We start from the raw sequence: 16,538 nt of genomic DNA, 5'->3' as shown, positions 1-16,538 counted from the left end.
CGATCACCAATCCGCCGAACGGCGATGCCACTCTTACGCGGTTTGGCCGGTCATGCGGTGCGGACCCGGACGGCGATCAAACCCTGGCGTGCTCCACGAGAAGACCGTCGCTCATCTCGAACACCCGGTCCATGCGGTTCGCCAGTTCCAGATTGTGGGTTGCGATCAGCGCGCCGACGCGCGCCTGCCGGACGATGGTGGTCAGCATGGCGAAGACCCCCTCCGCCGTGTGCGGGTCGAGGTTGCCCGTCGGCTCGTCGGCGATCAGCAGGCCCGGCCCGTTGGCCAGCGCGCGGGCGATGGCGACCCGCTGCTGCTCGCCGCCGGACAGGCGGGCCGGACGGTGGCCGGCGCGCGGCTCCAGCCCGACCATGCGCAGCAGTTCCATGGCGCGCTCGCGGGCGGTGCGCTTCGCCACCCCGTTGATCATCTGCGGCAGCACGATGTTCTCCAGCGCGGAGAATTCCGGCAGCAGGTGATGGAACTGGTAGACGAAGCCGACCGAGCGGCGGCGCACCTCCGTCCGCTTCCCGTCGTCCAGGGCGGAGACGTCGGTGCCGGCGATGCGCACGGTGCCGGCGGTCGGCCGCTCCAGCAGGCCGGCGATGTGCAGCAGGGTCGATTTGCCGGCGCCCGACGGGCCGACCAGGGCGACCAGCTCACCCGCATGGACGGTCAGCTCCGCCCCGCGCAGCACCTGAAGCTCCGTCCCCGCCTGCTCGAAGGTTCGGACGATCCCTGACAGTTCCAGCATCGGCTCACTCATAGCGCAGGGCCTCCACCGGATCGAGACGGGCCGCCCGCCAGGACGGGTAGACGGTGGCGGCGAAGGACAGGCCCAGCGCCATCAGGGTGACCTGGACCACCTCCGACCAATCGATCTTGGCCGGCAATTGCGACAGGAAATAAATCTCGGCGTTGAACAGGTTGGTGCCGGTCAGCGCCTGGATGCCCTGGCGGATCGTCTCGATGTTCAGCGCGAAGGACACGCCCAGCGCCACCCCCACCAGCGTTCCCGCCACCCCCACCGAGGCGCCGGACAGGAAGAAGATGCGCATGATCATGCCGCGGGTGGCGCCCATGGTGCGCAGGATGGCGATGTCCCGCCCCTTGTCCTTCACCAGCATGATCAGGCTGGAGATGATGTTGAAGGCGGCGACCGTGATGATCAGCGACAGGATCAGGAACATCACGTTGCGCTCGACCTGGAGCGCGGTGAAGAAGCTGGCGTTGGACTGCTGCCAGTCCACCACCCGCCCCACTCCGGCCACCGCCGACTGGATGGCGTCGCGCGCCGCGCGGATCTGGGTCGGGTCGCTGACGAAGACTTCCAGCGAGGTCACCGCCTCGCCGGTGCGGAAGAAGGCCTGCGCCTCCGGCAGGGGCAGGAAGATGAAGCTGTTGTCGTACTCGAACATGCCGACGTCGAACACGGCGCCGATGGTGAAGCTGCGCATCCGCGGCACGGTGCCGAAGGCGGTAACGTTGCCCTGCGGCGCGATCAGGGTCATCTGATCACCGACCGCCAGCCCCAGCCGCTGCGCCATGCGGATGCCGATGGCGATGTTGTCGTCGCCGAAGGCGTCTGCCGTGCCGCGCACGATGTTGCGGGACAGCGTCGGCCGCACCCGGAAATCCTCCGGCCGCACGCCGCGCACCACCGCGCCGGAGGCGACCCCGCGCACCGACACCAGCGCCTGCCCCTCAACCGTCGGGGTCACGCCGACCACGCCGGGCACGCCCTGGAGGCGCTGCACCAGCGGGTCGTAGTCGGGCAGAGGACCGCCGCGGACGCTGTAGACGTTGAGGTGGCCGTTCAGGCCGAGCACGCGGCCTAGAAGCTCCGCCCGGAAGCCGTTCATCACCGACATCACGATGATCAGCGTCGCCACGCCGAGCGCGATGCCCAGCAGCGAGAATCCCGCGATGACCGAAATGAACCCTTCCTGGCGGCGCGCCCGCAGATAGCGCATCGCGACCATGCGTTCGAAGGCGGAGAAGATCATGCGGCTCCCGATGAGCGAAAGGCCGGCGACGGAGGTCCGGCAAAAGCAAAGGCGGCGGACCGCAACCAGTCCGCCGCCCCGCAACATAAGTGCTTAACCGTGGCAGGAAAAGGGCGACCTTCCAGCGACCTTCCAAGGCGCCCGCTCTCCCGCCCCACGGTGTTACGCCGAGAGCTTCTCCAGCGCGCGCTCCACCGACAGCTCCTGCTTCTCGCCGGTGGCACGGCGCTTCAGCTCGACCATGCCGTTCTTCAGGCCGCGCGGTCCGACGACGAGCTGCCACGGCAGGCCGATCAGGTCCATGTCGGCGAACTTGACGCCCGGCCGCTCGTCGCGGTCGTCGTACAGCACGTCCATCCCATTGGCGCGGAGCTTGTAGTACAGCTCCTGGCAGACGCGGTCGGTCTCGGCGTCGCCGACCTTCAGGTTGACGAGGCCGACGTTGAAGGGCGCCACGGCGTCCGGCCAGATGATTCCGTTGTCGTCGTGGCTGGCCTCGATGATGGCGCCCATCAGACGCGACACGCCGATGCCGTAGGAGCCCATCTCGACCGGGACCGGCTCGCCGCCCGGACCGGCGACGACGGCGTTCATCGGCTTCGAGTACTTGGTGCCGAAGTTGAAGATGTGGCCGACCTCGATGCCGCGGGCCGACACCAGATCCGTCTCGGCGACCGGGCAATTGCCGGGCTCGTGCTTCTCGTCTGTGGCCGCGTAGATCGAGGTGTAGGTGTCGAAGAAGGGCTGCAGGTCCTCGTCGAAGCCCGGCGCGTTCTGCAGCACGTCCAGGGTCAGCCAATCCTTGTGGCAGAAGACACCGCTCTCGCCGGTCTCGGCCAGGATGATGAACTCGTGGCTGAGGTCGCCGCCGATGGGGCCGGTGTCGGCGCGCATCGGGATCGCCTTCAGACCCATGCGGGCGAAGGTGCGCAGATAGGCCAGGAACATCTTCTGGTAGGAGCGCCGGGCGCTGGCCGCGTCGATGTCGAAGCTGTAGGCGTCCTTCATCAGGAACTCGCGCCCGCGCATCACGCCGAAGCGGGGGCGGATCTCGTCCCGGAACTTCCACTGGATGTGGTAGAGGTTCAGGGGAAGCTGGCGGTAGCTCTTCACGAAGGCGCGGAAGATGTCGGTGATCATCTCCTCGTTCGTGGGACCGAACAGCATCTCGCGGTCGTGACGGTCGGTGATGCGCAGCATCTCCTTGCCGTAATCGTCGTAGCGGCCGCTTTCCTTCCACAGCTCCGCCGACTGGATGGTCGGCATCAGCAGCTCCTGGGCGCCGGCGGCGTCCTGCTCCTCGCGGACGATCTGCTCGATCTTCTTCAGGACCCGGTGGCCCAGCGGCAGCCAGGCGTAGATGCCGGCGCTGGTCTGGCGGATCATCCCGGCCCGCAGCATCAGGCGGTGCGAGACGATCTGCGCCTCGGTCGGGGTCTCCTTGAGGGTCGGCAGGAAGAAGGTGGACAGCCGCATGGCTCTGCTCTCGGTTTCGAGGGGAATCGTCCGGCCGTTCGCCGGGCCGCAACAGGGAGAGCGACTTTAGGAAGCCACCGCGCGCTTGTCCATCGTCACGGCGTGCAGCGAGGGGCGCTTCGGCCTATCGGGCGGTGCGGCAATAGGCGTAAACCTCCGCCTCGCTCGGCCCGCCGATGGGCTGGCCGTTGAAGTAGAGCCGGTTGGCGTACCAGGTCAGATAGCCGACCTCGACGCCCGGCGCCGCGGCACCCTGCGGCACCGGGAAGCCCATGCGGCGGGCGAAATCCACCGTCACCGGAATGTCGAAGCGCTCCAGCGGCGGCGCGGCCCCGGCCGAGCCCGGCAGGTCGGCGGGGGCCACCGCCTTGCCCTTCACGTCCACGCCCGGTGTGTACTCCACCCCGGCCGCCGGGCGATGGGCGGTCAGGAACTGGCAGGCGGACAGGTCGATCGGCTGCGCCGCCGCCCCATTGGAAAGCGCCAGAAACGCGACGAGAAGGGGAGCGGAGCGGCGGATCATGGCGGACCTCAGCCTTGGGCGGCGGCAGACTGTTTCATCGATTTCCAGTAGGTGGCGAGATAGGGCATGCCCTTCTCCGCCTCCTCCTGGGTGCGGGCCGACTGGCGGATGTACTTGCCGAGGAAAGGCTTGTTCACGAACTCCATGTCGACGGCCGCCTTCAGCACCAGGAATTCGCCGATCCGGTCCGGCAGATTGTAATGCCATTTCTGCAGGCAGTCCGAGGTCACCCCCGGCTTGGCCTGATCCTGGCCCGACAGGTAGAATTCCTGGTGATGGTACTGGTTGATCTCCTTCCAGGCCTGGAAGATGCGCGCCGGCTTGACGCGGATCAGCCCCTTCAGCACCTTGATGTCGTCATGGAACAGCGGCAGGTAGCCGCGCCGCTCCGCCTGCTCGTTCAGCATGGTGTAGAGACCGGCCATGACGTCGCCGTCGGCGCCCTGCTCGCTGGTCTTTCGTTCCGGCTTGTCCGCCTTGCGACCGAACAGCGAGGCGAAGAAACCCTTCTTCTTGGCCGGCGCCGACGAGCCGCTGTCCGCTCCCACCTTCCGCTCGTCCCACAGCGCGTCCCAGGCGTAATCCCAGGCGGTGAAGACGGCGTTGGAGCGGTCGTCGAGAACGGTCAGCAGATAGTCGCGGCCGTCCCGCGGCCAGTCCACATCGCCGACGATGGCCCGCACCGGGCGGCGGCTGAGCAGGACCGGGAAGATCCCGACACGCACCAGCTCGGCGTAGATCTCCTGAAAGGATGGGGTCAGGGCAAAGGGGAGCTTGGCCGCCGGCTGCTCTTCGGGGGTCAGCAGTTCAAGACTCTTGCGGGTGCGGTCGAGCAGTTCGGTGGTCAGGATGGCCGCGAACTGTTCGAACTTCTCGTTATCACCCGCGGTCATCGGCGCCTCGGCATCGTTCTCCCCGCTGACGGCCGCAAAGTCCGGCTGCGAACGCCGCCGCATGTGAATCCAAAGCCGGAACGGACCCCTGCCCGCCTCCCGCACAGTTGGATGAGCTATACCCGTAAAGGGTTAATTCATTCTGTACCGAAGCACAACGCTCCGTCTGCCTACGGACGAAGCTCATCGTAGGCTCCGTGAACCGGGCCGGGGCGAAAAAAGGACCGCGCGGCGATCGCGGCGCGGCCCGAGGTTTAGGGAGGAATCGCCACCAGGCGTCGGAAAAGAGGGAAGAACCCCTCTCGTCACACAAAGTACATTGAACCCGACATTCCTCGATGACAAGACAGAATTTGGACTAAACCAAGTCGTCATCGAAGAATTCGAGATTTTCGCCCAAGTCATAGGCGGTTGATTACGCCATAGGCTGCGTTATGCCCGTTTTGTGAGCGTCGTATCCTGCAAACCCCTGCCGAACGGCGGCCATCCAGGGCGGATCGAGCGCGGCGATCATGGGCCAGGCCGGGCAATCGGCCTGATGCGCGCCCGGCAGGTAACCGAGGCTCATCAGGAATTCGCCGGTGATCTCGCCGCCGGTGAACCGGAAGGTCCGCTTGAACAGCCGGACCCAGTCCGCCTTGCCCAGGGGGTGATGGGCGCGCAGCCACCCGTCAAAGGAGCCGTGCGAAGCGCGCAGGGCCACGATCCGCCGGGCGTTCTCGATGGCGGCGTCGATCTTCAGCCGGTTGCGGATGATCCCCGGATCGGCAAGCAGCCGTTCCCGCTCCGCCTCGCCGTAGGCGGCGACGCGGTCGATGTCGAAACCGTCGAAGGCCGTGCGGAAGGCCTCGCGCTTCTTCAGGATGGTCAGCCAGGACAGGCCCGCCTGGTTGATCTCCAGCACCAGCCGCTCGAACAGCACCCGATCGTCGGCGCTGGGGAAGCCGTATTCGGTGTCATGATAGGGGCCGTGATGCGCGTGGCCGGGCGCCGCATCGCAGTAGGTCAGGCTCACGCGAGGACTCCATTCTGGGGAGTGTCAGTGCGGCTTGGCCATCTCGCGGAAGGAAATCAGGTCCGACTGCACGATGCCGAAGATGACCAGCCACACCACCGCCGCAACCAGCGTCGTGGCGGCGAATTTCAGGAGGATGCGCGGGCGCTCCGGCGCACTGCTCGCCATGCCCGGCTCGGGCTGGGCCGGGGTGCGCACGCCCCAGGGCAGCACCGCGAACAGCACCACCCACCAGACGACCACATAGACGCTGATGCCCGTCACCCAGCCCATCGCAGCCTCCCTTCGTCTCAGGCCTGCTCCAGCTCGACCAGGGTTCCGCAGAAGTCCTTGGGGTGCAGGAACAGCACCGGCTTGTCGTGGGCGCCGATCTTCGGCTCGCCGTCGCCGAGAACGCGGGCGCCCTGCGCCTTCATCCGGTCACGGGCGGCCAGGATGTCGTCCACCTCGTAGCAGATGTGGTGGATGCCGCCGGACGGGTTCTTTTCCAGGAATCCGGCGATCGGCGACTTTTCACCGAAGGGATGGAGCAGCTCGATCTTCGTGTTGGGCAGCTCGACGAAGACGACGGTGACGCCGTGCGGCGGCAGGTCCATCGGCTGCGACACCGCGGCGCCCAGCGTGTCGCGGTAGAGCGCGGTCGCCGCCGTCAGATCCGGCACGACGATGGCGACGTGGTTCAGCTTCCCGATCATGGGTCCTCCCGAAAGGCGTAAAGTCGGAAACGCTTATACACGGACCAGATGGACGTCCGTCACCGGCTTCTTGCCGTGCGTCGCGTTGAAGCAGCGGCGGACGGCGATCCGGGCGGCGGCGCGCACCTGCTCGTCGTCGGACCGCGCCGATTTCGGCAACTCGGCGACAGCCTCGCGCACCGCGTCCACCACGTCGAGCAGCATGTCGCGGTCCGCCGAGTCGTCCAGCAGCCCCATCACCGCGATCTGCGGAGCGGTCACCAGCTCGCCCTTGCCGTTCATCACCAGCGTGACCACGGCAGCGCCGTTGTGGACCATCCGGTGGCGCGCCCGCATCAGCCCGGTGTCGAGCGGGATCAGCCGCTTGCCGTCCAGCGCCATGCGGCCGGAGCGGACCTGCGCCACCACGCGCGGCGGGGCGTCGGGCGCCAGCCGGATCAGGTCGCCGTTGCCGGGGACCAGCGCCTCCGGCACTTGGCAGGCGCGGGCCAGCTTGGCGTGCTCCAGCTGGTGGCGCTGCTCGCCGTGGACCGGCATGGCGATGCGCGGGCGCACCCACTGGTACATGCGGACCAGCTCGTCCTGCGCTGGGTGGCCGGAGACGTGGACCGGCGCCTCGTCGGCGGTGACGATGCGGATGCCCTGCCCGACCAGCAGGTTCTGCATGCGGCCGATGGCCCGCTCGTTGCCCGGAATCTCGCGGGAGGAGAAAATCACCACGTCGCCGCGCTGCAGCGACACCTGGGGATGGTCGTCCGAGGCGATGCGGGCGAGCGCGGAGCGCGGCTCCCCCTGGCTGCCGGTGCAGACCAGCACCAGCTTGTCGCGCGGTACGTAATTGGCGTCATGCTCGGTCAGGAAGGCCGGCAGGTCGGCGAGGTAGCCGTTGGAGCGCGCGGCCTCGTTGATCCGCCACATCGACCGCCCGACCAGCGCGACGTGGCGCCCGTGCGCCGCCGCGGCGTGGGCGATGCTCTCCAGTCGCGCGACGTTGGTGGCGAAGCAACTCACCGCGACGCGCACATCCGGAAACTGCCCGATCAGCTCGGTCAGCGTCTTGCGCACGCTCCCTTCCGACCCGGAGCTGCCGGGCACCAGGGCGTTGGTGCTGTCGCCGATCAACGCAAGCACGCCTTCGTCGCCGATGGCGCGCAGCCGCTCCTCGTCGGCTGCCTCCCCCACCAGCGGCTCGGGGTCGAGCTTCCAGTCGCCGGTGTGCAGCACCGTGCCGGCGGCGGTGCGGATCGCCAGGGCGTTCGGCTCCGGGATGGAATGGGTGACCGTCACATACTCGACGGAGAAGGGGCCGACCTCGATGGTGCTGCCCAGCGCCACCTCGTGCACCGGCACCACCCCGGCCAGCCCGCGCTCGTGCAGCTTGGCGCGCAGGACGGCGGCGGTGAAGGGCGTGCAGTAGACCGGCACGCGGAGCTGCGGCCACAGATACTGGATGGCCCCCAGGTGATCCTCATGCGCGTGCGTCACCACGATGCCCACGAGGTCGTGCCGGCGCTCCGCGATGAAGGCGGGGTCCGGCATGATGACGTCCAGCCCCGGCATCGTGTCGTCCGCGAAGGAGATGCCGAGATCCACCATCAACCACTTGCCGCGATGGCCGTAGAGGTTGAGGTTCATGCCGATCTCGCCCGAACCGCCCAGCGGCAGGAAGTAGAGCGCGTCGTCCTCGGGAGCGAACAGGTCGCCGTCTCCCTCGACCGGGTGGACGGAGGGAGCGGAGTCGGGATGGGTCATTGGGCCGTGTTGCGCTTGTGGATCAGGAGGAGGCCGCGCAGCGTGAGTTCGCCGTCGGTGTGTTCGATTACATGGGTTGCCTTGGCGAAAAGCACACCCAGCCCTCCGGTCGCGACGACCGTCATCGGCTCGCCGTACTCCGCCCGGATGCGGTTGACCAACCCTTCGATCAGGCCGACATAGCCCCAGAAGACTCCGGACTGCATGCACTCGACGGTGTTGGTGCCGATGACGTGGCCCGGCTGCTGGATTTCGACGCGGGGCAGCTTGCTCGCCGCCATCTGCAGCGCCTCCAGCGACAGGTTCAGACCGGGCGCGATGACGCCGCCTCGGTAGTTGCCGTCGCGGTCGACCACGTCGAAGGTCGTCGCGGTGCCGAAGTCGATGACGATCAGCGGCGTCTGGTAGGTGGCCGCCGCCGCCACCGTGTTGACCAGCCGGTCGGCTCCGACCTCGTCTGGCCGGTCGACCAGAGCGCGTGTGCCGAGATCGACCCCCGGTTGACCGACCACCAGCGGCTCGCAGCCGAAATGGTCCTTGCACAGGCGCTTCAGGTTGAAGGTGGCGCCGGGCACCACGCTGGCGATGATGGTGCTGTCGATGTCCGCCGGGCCCATGCCCTTCAGCGCCATCAGGTGGGTCAGCCACACCATGTATTCGTCGGCGGTGCGCTTCTTGTCGGTCGCCGTGCGCCACAGGCCGCGCTGTTCGTCGCCCTCATAGATCGCGAACACCACGTTGGTGTTTCCGGCGTCGATGGCGAGCAGCATCTCTCAGGTCTCCACCGCGGGTGGGAAAAACACGTCTCCGGCGGCGATGCGCTGGCGCCCCGCCCCGTCATCCCGATCAAGCAACAGAACGCCGTCGCTGTCCAGATCGGCGAAGGTGCCGGTCAGCGTGCGGTCGGGCAGACGGACGACGATGGGCTCGCCCAGACCCCGCGCCCGCTTCATCCAGGCGTCGCGCACCGGGCCGAATCCATGCTCCGCCCAGACGCCGTACCAGCGCGCCAACTGCTCCGCATAGATTTCGAGCAGAGCCGCGGGCTGGAGCGCCGGGGCGCCCTCCGCCGCCAGCGAGGTGGCCGCGTAGTCCGTGCCTTCGGGAAAATGCCGCAGGTTGATGCCGACGCCGAGCACCAGCCAGGAGATCCCTCCCCCGGCGGTGGCCTCCGACTCGAGCAGGATGCCGGACAGCTTGCGCCCGTGCACCAGCACGTCGTTCGGCCATTTGCAGCGCACGCCGTCGGGATCGGGAAGGACGGCGGCGGCGGTGTCGGCGATGGCGAGCGCCGCCACAAACGAAATCTGCGCCGCCTCGGCCGGTGGGCGCGAGGGGCGCAGAATGGTCGAACTGTACAGATTGCCTTCCGGCGAGGTCCAGGCCCGGCCACGGCGGCCACGGCCCGACTCCTGCCGCTTCGCCCAGACGATGGTGCCCTCGGCAGCCCCTGAACGCGCGAAGGCCTTCGCCTCGTCGTTCGTGCTGCCGACGGAGTCGAAGGCCATCACCCGGAAGCCCGGAGGCAGGCGCAAGCGCGCCGCCTCCGCTTCGTTGCCTGCCGTCATCCGGCGAACAGCGAGGCCGCCGCCGCCGCCGCGTAGTTCAGGATCGGAGCCGGAACCACGAAGAACAGCAGGGTGAACAGGCCGGTGGCGATCAGGATGCCGGTCATCCCGTCGTCGCCGATCTTGTCGAACGCCTCCACCGGCTCATCGAAGTACATGATCTTGATGATGCGCAGGTAGTAGTAGGCGCCCACGACGCTGGTCAGCACGCCGATCACCGCCAGCGTGTAGAGCTGCGCCTCGATGGCGGCGAGGAAGACATAGAGCTTGCTGAAGAAGCCGGCCATCGGCGGGATGCCGGCCATGGAGAACATGAACACCGCCATCGCGCCCGCCAGCAGCGGGTTGGTGCGCGACAGGCCGGCGAGGTCCTTGATCTCCTCGACCATGCGGCCCTGCTGCTTCATGCACAGGATGACAGCGAAGGTGCCGATGTTCATGACGATGTAGACCGCCATGTAGATCAGCACGCCGCGCACGCCTTCCTGGGTGCCGGAGGCAAGGCCGACCAGGGCGTAGCCGACGTGGCCGATGGAGCTGTAGGCCATCAGCCGCTTGATGTTGCTCTGGGTGATCGCCGCGAAGGCGCCGAGCGACATCGAGAGGATCGAGCTGACGATGATGATCTGCTGCCACTGGTGGGCCAGATGACCGAACGGCTCGATCAGCAGGCGGGTGAACAGCGCGATGGCGGCGACCTTCGGAGCGGCGGCGAAGAAGGCCGTGACCGGGGTCGGGGCGCCCTCGTAGACGTCCGGCGTCCACATGTGGAACGGAACGGCGGAGATCTTGAAGGCCAGGCCGGCGGCCACGAAGACCAGACCGATGATGACGCCCACCGACGGATGCGCGCCGCCGGCGAACAGGGCGGCGATCTTGTCGAAGGAGGTCGTGCCGGCGAAGCCGTAGACCATCGAGGCGCCGTACAGCAGCATGCCCGAGGAGAGCGAGCCGAGCACGAAGTACTTCAGGCCCGCTTCCGAGGACTTGGCGCTGTCGCGGCGGAAGGCGGCGATGACATAGAGCGCGAGGCTTTGCGTCTCCAGCCCGACATAGAGAGAGATGAGGTCGTTGGCCGACACCATCATCAGCATGCCGAGCGTGGCGAAGAGCATCAGCACCGGGAACTCGAACCGGGCCATCTTCTCGCGCTCGTTGAAGCCGAGCGCGAGGAGGACCGACAGCGAGGCGGCGACGAGGATCAGCACCTTCATGAAGACGCCGAAGGCGTCCATCACGAACAGGCCATTGAAGGTGACGACCCGGCCGGTGCCGTAGCCCATGGTCAATATGGCGGCCAGCAGCAGCGCCACCATCGTCATGTAGCCGATGGGGCGCGTGAAGCCGTCGCCGCGGAACACGCCGATCAGCAGCAGGGCCATGCCGGCGCAGGCGAGGAAGATTTCCGGCAGGGCCGGCCAGATGTCGGGAAACACAGCGGTCATGTCGGAACCTCTAGCGCGCGGCGACGGAGACGTCGGCCCCGCCCTGAGCGGCGGCCAGCTTGGTCTGGTAGGTCTGGATCAGCTGCCCGACCGACGCCGAGGTGACGTTCAGGAAGCTGTTCGGGTAGACGCCCATCCACAGCACCACGACGATCAGCGGCAGGAAGATGGCAACCTCGCGGGTGTTCAGGTCGAACATCGCTCGGACATCCGCCTTGACCAGCTTGCCGTACACGACGCGGCGGAACAGCCACAGCGCGTAGGCCGGGCCCAGGATCAGGCCGGTGGCGGCCAGGAAGGCGACCCAGGTGTTGTCGCGGAAGGCGCCGAGCAGGACCAGGAACTCGCCGACGAAGCCGGAGGTGCCCGGCAGGCCGACCGAGGCCATGGTCATGAACAGGAAGACCACCGCGTATTTCGGCATGTTCTTCACCAGACCGCCGTAGCGGGCGATCTCGCGGGTGTGCAGCCGGTCGTAGACGACGCCGACGCAGAGGAAGAGCGCGCCCGAAACGATGCCGTGCGACAGCATCGTGAAGATCGAGCCCTCGATGCCCTGCTGGTTCAGCGCGAACATGCCGATGGTGACGAAGCCCATGTGGGCGACGGACGAGTAGGCGATCAGCTTCTTCATGTCCTCCTGCGCCAGGGCGACGAGGGAGGTGTAGATCACCGCGACGATCGACAGGGCGTAGACCATCGGGGCGAAATACTCGGTCGCCTCGGGCAGCATCGGGATGTTGAAGCGCAGGAAGCCGTAGCCGCCCATCTTCAGCAGGACGCCGGCCAGGATGACCGACCCGGCGGTCGGCGCCTCGACGTGGGCGTCGGGGAGCCAGGTGTGCACCGGCCACATCGGCACCTTCACCGCGAAGGAGGCGAAGAAGGCCAGCCACAGCCAGAGCTGCATGTTGCGCGGGAAGTGGGTCGCCGTGATCGTCGGGATGTCCGTCGTGCCGGCCGCGAAATACATGGCCAGGATGGCCAGCAGCATCAGGACCGAGCCGAGCAGCGTGTAGAGGAAGAACTTGAACGCCGCGTAGACGCGCCGCGCACCGCCCCAGACACCGATGATCAGGAACATCGGGATCAGCACGCCCTCGAAGAACATGTAGAAGAGGACGAAGTCCAGCGCGCAGAACATCCCCACCATGAGGGTTTCCAGCACGAGGAAGGCGATCATGTATTCCTTCACCCGGGTCTGCACCGCCTCCCAGGAGGAGAGGATGCAGAGCGGCATCAGGAAGGTCGAGAGGATGACGAACAGCATCGAAATGCCGTCCACACCCATGTGGTAGGAGATCCCGAACTCGGGAATCCACGCCGCCTTCTCCACGAGCTGGTAGCCCGGGTTGCGCGGGTCGAAGTTGAACCAGATGAACAGCGACAGGACGAAGGTGATGACCGTCGTCCAGAGCGCGACGTAACGGACGTTCCGAACCACATCCGGCGTGTTGCCCCTGCAGAAGAGCAGGATCAGCGCCACACCGGCCAGCGGCAGGAAGGTCGTGAACGACAGGAGCGGCCAGCTAGCCATTGTTCTTGTTCCCCTTCAAACCGCTCAACCGAACACCGAGAGCCAAGCCACCAGCAGCACCACACCGATCACCATCGCGAAGGCGTAGTGATAGACGTAGCCGGACTGGAGGCGGCTGGCGCGCGCCGCGACGTCGCGGGTGGCGGCGGCGATCCCGTCCGGACCGACACCGTCGATCACGGCGCCGTCGCCGGATTTCCACAGGCCGTAGCCCAGATACTTGGCCGAGCGCACGAACAGACGGTCGTACAGTTCGTCGAAATACCACTTGTTGTACAGGAACTGGTGCACGCCACGGAACGTGGTAGCGACCTTCTCCGGCAGGCCCGGGATCGCCATGTACATGATGTAGGCGAGCGCGATGCCGATCAGGCCGACGACCAGCGGAGCCAGCTTGACCCAGCCCGGAGTGTGGTGGTGGGCCGCCTCGATGCTGTTGTTGTCCGCCAGCACCAGGATGGTCTTGCCCCAGAAATGCTCCATGCTGTGGCCGATGAACAGCTCGTGGAAGCCGAAGCCGGCGAACAGCGCGCCCACCGCCAGCACGCCCAGCGGGATCAGCATGACGATCGGCGATTCATGGGCGTGGTCGAAGACCGACTTCTCCATCCGCGGCTTGCCGTGGAAGGTCATGAACAGCAGGCGCCAGGAGTAGAAGGCGGTCAGCAGGGCCGCGGCGATGCCGAGCGCGAAGGCGAACTTGCCGACCGGGCTGGCCGAGGCGAAGGCCGCCTCCAGGATCATGTCCTTGGAGTAGTAGCCGGCGAAGAAAGGCAGACCGGCCAGCGCGAGGTTGCCGATCCACATCACCGCGTAGGTGAAGGGGATCTTCCGCCAGACGCCGCCCATGTTGCGCATGTCCTGCTCATGGTGCAGGGCGTGGATCACCGAGCCGGCGCCGAGGAACAGCAGGGCCTTGAAGAAGGCGTGCGTGAACAGGTGGAACATCGCCGCACCGTAGGCGGAGACGCCCGCGGCGAAGAACATGTAGCCGAGCTGGCTCATGGTCGAATAGGCGATGACGCGCTTGATGTCGAACTGGGTGAAGCCGATGGTCGCCGCGACGAAGGCCGTCAGGGCGCCGACCACGGCCACGATCTCCAGCGCCGTCGGGGCGTATTCGAAGACCGGGGACAGGCGGCAGACCATGAAGACGCCGGCGGTCACCATGGTGGCCGCGTGGATGAGCGCCGACACCGGGGTCGGGCCTTCCATGGCGTCCGGCAGCCAGGTGTGCAGGCCGAGCTGCGCCGACTTGCCCATGGCGCCGATGAACAGCAGCAGGCAGGTGATGGTCAGCGCGTCGAAGTTCCAGCTGAGGAAATGCAGCGTCTGGCCGGCCAGTTCCGGCGCCTTGGCGAAGATCGCGTCGAACTGGACGGAACCCGTCAGCACGAAGATCGCGAAGATGCCGAGCACGAAGCCGAAGTCGCCGACGCGGTTGACCAGGAAGGCCTTGATCGCCGCGTTGTTGGCCGAAGGCTTCTCATACCAGAAGTTGATGAGCAGGTAGGAGGCGAGGCCCACGCCTTCCCAGCCGAAGAAGAGCTGCACGAGGTTGTCGGCCGTCACCAGCATCAGCATGGCGAAGGTGAACAGCGACAGGTAGCCCATGAAGCGCGGCTTCTGCGGGTCCTCGGCCATGTAGCCGATGGAGTAGAGGTGAACCATCGACGATACGGTGTTGACCACCACCAGCATAACCGCGGTGAGCTGGTCGACGCGCAGCGCCCAGGACACGTCCAGGCCGCCGCTGCGCATCCAGCTCATCAGCTCGATCGTGCGGGGATGCCCACCGACGGCGACGTCGAAGAACAGCACCCAGGACAGGATCGCGGAGAGCAGGACGGCACCGGTGGTGACGAACTGAGCGGCGCGGTCGCCCACGGTGGGCGGCCCGGCGACGACGTGATGGTCGTCGTGACCGTCGTCGTGATGCGCATCATCGTGATGCACGTCATGAGCATGGGCACCGTGCGCATGAGCGTCGTGCCCATGCGCATGGTCATGCCCGTGATGATCGTGGCCGCCGGCGTGCGCCGGCTCCGCCTTCGGCCCGCCGAACAGGGCGATGGAACCCGCGACGAGGAACGCCAGGAGCGGGAGGAATACGACAAGGACTTCCATGGCGCTGCCTTAGCCCCTCATCAGATTGATGTCTTCGACCCGGATGGAGCCGCGGTTGCGGAAGTACACCACCAGGATGGCGAGACCGATGGCCGCCTCGGCGGCGGCGACGGTCAGGATGATCATGGAGAAGACCTGCCCGACCAGATCGTTCAGGAAGACCGAGAACGACACCAGATTCAGGTTCACGGCGAGCAGCATCATCTCGATCGACATCAGGATGATGATGACGTTCTTCCGGTTGAGGAAGATGCCGAGGACGCCGAGCGTGAAGATGATGGCCGAGACCGTCAGATAATGCCCGAGACCGATTTCCATGATCACACGCCCTCCCCGGTCGGCACCTTGCGGATGGCGACCACGTCCTCGCGCCGACGGGCGAGCTGGGAGCCGATGTTCTGCTTCCGGACACCCTCGCGCTGACGCAGGGTCAGGACGATGGCGCCGATCATGGCGATCAGCAGCACGAGGCCCGACGCCTGGAACAGATAGACGTAGTGGGTGTAGATCAGCTGGCCGAGCTGCTCGGTGTTGGTCGCACCGGCCATCGCCGCGACTGGCGCCGAAGCGGCCTTCTCCGCCGCCGGCGCGATGATCCAGCCGCCGAGAACGGCGGCCAGCTCGGCCAGCAGGATGAGACCGATCAGCCCGCCGATCGGCAGGTACTGGAGCGCGCCCGCCCGCAGTTCGCGGAAGTTGATGTCGAGCATCATCACCACGAACAGGAACAGCACCGCGACCGCGCCCACATAGACGATCACCAGGATCATCGCGATGAACTCGGCCCCGAGCAGCACGCACAGGCCGGCGGCCTGGAAAAAGGCCAGGACCAGATAAAGGACCGAATGAACCGGATTCCGCGCCGAGATGACCATCACACCGGAGGCCACCAGCAGCGCGGCAAAGACGTAGAAGGCGATGCCTTGAACAATCATCGTTATCCCCGTTTCCGCTTACCGCACTGCAACGACTTACCGGTACGGCGCCTCGGCCGCGAGGTTCTGGGCGATTTCCGCTTCCCAGCGGTCGCCGTTCGCCAGCAGCTTCTGCTTGTTGTAGAAAAGCTCTTCACGGTTCTCGGTGGAGAACTCGAAGTTCGGACCCATGACGATGGCGTCCACCGGGCAAGCCTCCTGGCAATAGCCGCAGTAGATACACTTCGTCATGTCGATGTCGTAGCGCGTGGTGCGGCGGCTGCCGTCCTCACGCGGTTCGGCCTCGATGGTGATGGCCAGGGCCGGACACACCGCCTCGCACAGCTTGCAGGCGATGCAGCGCTCCTCGCCGCCGGGATACCGGCGCAGGACGTGCTCGCCGCGGAAGCGGGGGCTGATGGGGCCCTTTTCGAACGGGTAGTTCAGGGTCACCTTGGGCTTGAACATATAGCGCAGGGTGAGCCCGAGGCCGCCCAACAGTTCGGTCAGGAACAGGCTGCGCGCCGCACGATCGAGGAACGCCATGGCCTCTTCGTCTCCTTCCTAGCGGGCGCCCCATTCCGGGT

Annotated in this window: 17 protein-coding genes; all 17 read right to left on the bottom strand. The window is 66.7% G+C overall.

Annotated features, from left to right (window positions below; translation table 11 throughout):
• Positions 1–76 precede the first annotated feature (76 nt).
• The 17 genes from FHW79_RS21190 to nuoI all read right to left on the bottom strand — a co-directional run bounded on the left by FHW79_RS21190 (position 77) and on the right by nuoI (position 16,497).
• Positions 77–766, bottom strand: a complete 690-nt coding sequence (locus FHW79_RS21190) for an ABC transporter ATP-binding protein (RefSeq protein WP_183180754.1) — start codon at positions 764–766, stop codon at positions 77–79.
• On the bottom strand, positions 759–2,006 hold the full coding sequence (locus FHW79_RS21185; RefSeq protein ID WP_183180753.1) for a lipoprotein-releasing ABC transporter permease subunit: 1,248 nt from the start codon (positions 2,004–2,006) through the stop codon (positions 759–761). The genes FHW79_RS21190 and FHW79_RS21185 overlap by 8 nt, the downstream gene beginning before the upstream one ends.
• 162 nt (positions 2,007–2,168) lie before the next feature.
• On the bottom strand, positions 2,169–3,482 hold the full coding sequence (gene proS, locus FHW79_RS21180; RefSeq protein ID WP_183180752.1) for a proline--tRNA ligase: 1,314 nt from the start codon (positions 3,480–3,482) through the stop codon (positions 2,169–2,171).
• A 124-nt stretch (positions 3,483–3,606) separates the two neighbouring features.
• Positions 3,607–4,005 (bottom strand): hypothetical protein, encoded by a 399-nt coding sequence (locus FHW79_RS21175; protein WP_183180751.1) that lies wholly within the window; start codon positions 4,003–4,005, stop codon positions 3,607–3,609.
• 8 nt (positions 4,006–4,013) lie between these two features.
• Positions 4,014–4,898 (bottom strand): hypothetical protein, encoded by an 885-nt coding sequence (locus tag FHW79_RS21170; protein ID WP_183180750.1) that lies wholly within the window; start codon positions 4,896–4,898, stop codon positions 4,014–4,016.
• A 415-nt stretch (positions 4,899–5,313) separates the two neighbouring features.
• On the bottom strand, positions 5,314–5,913 hold the full coding sequence (locus tag FHW79_RS21165; protein WP_183180749.1) for a DNA-3-methyladenine glycosylase I: 600 nt from the start codon (positions 5,911–5,913) through the stop codon (positions 5,314–5,316).
• Positions 5,914–5,937: 24 nt separating this feature from the next.
• Positions 5,938–6,186, bottom strand: a complete 249-nt coding sequence (locus tag FHW79_RS21160) for a DUF1467 family protein (RefSeq protein WP_014240138.1) — start codon at positions 6,184–6,186, stop codon at positions 5,938–5,940.
• 17 nt (positions 6,187–6,203) lie between these two features.
• Positions 6,204–6,608: a methylmalonyl-CoA epimerase gene (gene mce / locus FHW79_RS21155; protein WP_183180748.1), complete on the bottom strand. Its 405-nt coding sequence runs from the start codon at positions 6,606–6,608 to the stop codon at positions 6,204–6,206.
• A 33-nt stretch (positions 6,609–6,641) separates the two neighbouring features.
• On the bottom strand, positions 6,642–8,360 hold the full coding sequence (locus tag FHW79_RS21150) for a ribonuclease J (protein WP_183180747.1): 1,719 nt from the start codon (positions 8,358–8,360) through the stop codon (positions 6,642–6,644).
• Positions 8,357–9,130 carry a type III pantothenate kinase gene (locus FHW79_RS21145; RefSeq protein ID WP_183180746.1) on the bottom strand — a complete coding sequence of 258 codons (774 nt, stop codon included), beginning with the start codon at positions 9,128–9,130 and terminating at the stop codon, positions 8,357–8,359. Before FHW79_RS21145 ends, FHW79_RS21150 begins: the two co-directional genes overlap by 4 nt.
• 3 nt (positions 9,131–9,133) lie before the next feature.
• Positions 9,134–9,928 carry a biotin--[acetyl-CoA-carboxylase] ligase gene (locus tag FHW79_RS21140; RefSeq protein WP_183180745.1) on the bottom strand — a complete coding sequence of 265 codons (795 nt, stop codon included), beginning with the start codon at positions 9,926–9,928 and terminating at the stop codon, positions 9,134–9,136.
• Positions 9,925–11,373 (bottom strand): NADH-quinone oxidoreductase subunit NuoN, encoded by a 1,449-nt coding sequence (gene nuoN, locus FHW79_RS21135; RefSeq protein ID WP_094306017.1) that lies wholly within the window; start codon positions 11,371–11,373, stop codon positions 9,925–9,927. The genes FHW79_RS21140 and nuoN overlap by 4 nt, the downstream gene beginning before the upstream one ends.
• A gap of 10 nt (positions 11,374–11,383) precedes the next feature.
• The gene (locus tag FHW79_RS21130; protein WP_014240132.1) at positions 11,384–12,910 is read right to left on the bottom strand and encodes an NADH-quinone oxidoreductase subunit M; all 1,527 of its coding nucleotides are present in this window, start codon (positions 12,908–12,910) and stop codon (positions 11,384–11,386) included.
• Positions 12,911–12,934: 24 nt separating this feature from the next.
• Entirely contained in the window at positions 12,935–15,037 is a 2,103-nt protein-coding gene (gene nuoL, locus FHW79_RS21125) for an NADH-quinone oxidoreductase subunit L (RefSeq protein ID WP_183180744.1), read from the bottom strand.
• A gap of 9 nt (positions 15,038–15,046) precedes the next feature.
• Positions 15,047–15,355 carry an NADH-quinone oxidoreductase subunit NuoK gene (gene nuoK, locus FHW79_RS21120; RefSeq protein ID WP_014240130.1) on the bottom strand — a complete coding sequence of 103 codons (309 nt, stop codon included), beginning with the start codon at positions 15,353–15,355 and terminating at the stop codon, positions 15,047–15,049.
• 2 nt (positions 15,356–15,357) lie between these two features.
• The gene (locus FHW79_RS21115; protein WP_014240129.1) at positions 15,358–15,972 is read right to left on the bottom strand and encodes an NADH-quinone oxidoreductase subunit J; all 615 of its coding nucleotides are present in this window, start codon (positions 15,970–15,972) and stop codon (positions 15,358–15,360) included.
• A 36-nt stretch (positions 15,973–16,008) separates the two neighbouring features.
• Positions 16,009–16,497 (bottom strand): NADH-quinone oxidoreductase subunit NuoI, encoded by a 489-nt coding sequence (nuoI, locus tag FHW79_RS21110; protein WP_014240128.1) that lies wholly within the window; start codon positions 16,495–16,497, stop codon positions 16,009–16,011.
• Positions 16,498–16,538 lie beyond the last annotated feature (41 nt).

Source organism: Azospirillum sp. OGB3, assembly GCF_014192915.1.
GTDB lineage: Bacteria > Pseudomonadota > Alphaproteobacteria > Azospirillales > Azospirillaceae > Azospirillum.
The sequence above is the reverse complement of the archived record's forward strand: the minus strand, read 5'-3'. Positions and strand labels throughout refer to the sequence as shown.

Coding starts and splice junctions, on each gene's coding strand:
- proS (WP_183180752.1), bottom strand. CDS start 3,482: ATGCGGCTGTCCACCTTCTTCCTGCCGACCCTCAAGGAGACCCCGACC.
- FHW79_RS21170 (WP_183180750.1), bottom strand. CDS start 4,898: ATGACCGCGGGTGATAACGAGAAGTTCGAACAGTTCGCGGCCATCCTG.
- FHW79_RS21150 (WP_183180747.1), bottom strand. CDS start 8,360: ATGACCCATCCCGACTCCGCTCCCTCCGTCCACCCGGTCGAGGGAGAC.
- FHW79_RS21130 (WP_014240132.1), bottom strand. CDS start 12,910: ATGGCTAGCTGGCCGCTCCTGTCGTTCACGACCTTCCTGCCGCTGGCC.
- nuoK (WP_014240130.1), bottom strand. CDS start 15,355: ATGGAAATCGGTCTCGGGCATTATCTGACGGTCTCGGCCATCATCTTC.
- mce (WP_183180748.1), bottom strand. CDS start 6,608: ATGATCGGGAAGCTGAACCACGTCGCCATCGTCGTGCCGGATCTGACG.
- FHW79_RS21160 (WP_014240138.1), bottom strand. CDS start 6,186: ATGGGCTGGGTGACGGGCATCAGCGTCTATGTGGTCGTCTGGTGGGTG.
- nuoL (WP_183180744.1), bottom strand. CDS start 15,037: ATGGAAGTCCTTGTCGTATTCCTCCCGCTCCTGGCGTTCCTCGTCGCG.
- FHW79_RS21175 (WP_183180751.1), bottom strand. CDS start 4,005: ATGATCCGCCGCTCCGCTCCCCTTCTCGTCGCGTTTCTGGCGCTTTCC.
- nuoN (WP_094306017.1), bottom strand. CDS start 11,373: ATGACCGCTGTGTTTCCCGACATCTGGCCGGCCCTGCCGGAAATCTTC.
- FHW79_RS21140 (WP_183180745.1), bottom strand. CDS start 9,928: ATGACGGCAGGCAACGAAGCGGAGGCGGCGCGCTTGCGCCTGCCTCCG.
- FHW79_RS21145 (WP_183180746.1), bottom strand. CDS start 9,130: ATGCTGCTCGCCATCGACGCCGGAAACACCAACGTGGTGTTCGCGATC.
- nuoI (WP_014240128.1), bottom strand. CDS start 16,497: ATGGCGTTCCTCGATCGTGCGGCGCGCAGCCTGTTCCTGACCGAACTG.
- FHW79_RS21190 (WP_183180754.1), bottom strand. CDS start 766: ATGAGTGAGCCGATGCTGGAACTGTCAGGGATCGTCCGAACCTTCGAG.
- FHW79_RS21185 (WP_183180753.1), bottom strand. CDS start 2,006: ATGATCTTCTCCGCCTTCGAACGCATGGTCGCGATGCGCTATCTGCGG.
- FHW79_RS21115 (WP_014240129.1), bottom strand. CDS start 15,972: ATGATTGTTCAAGGCATCGCCTTCTACGTCTTTGCCGCGCTGCTGGTG.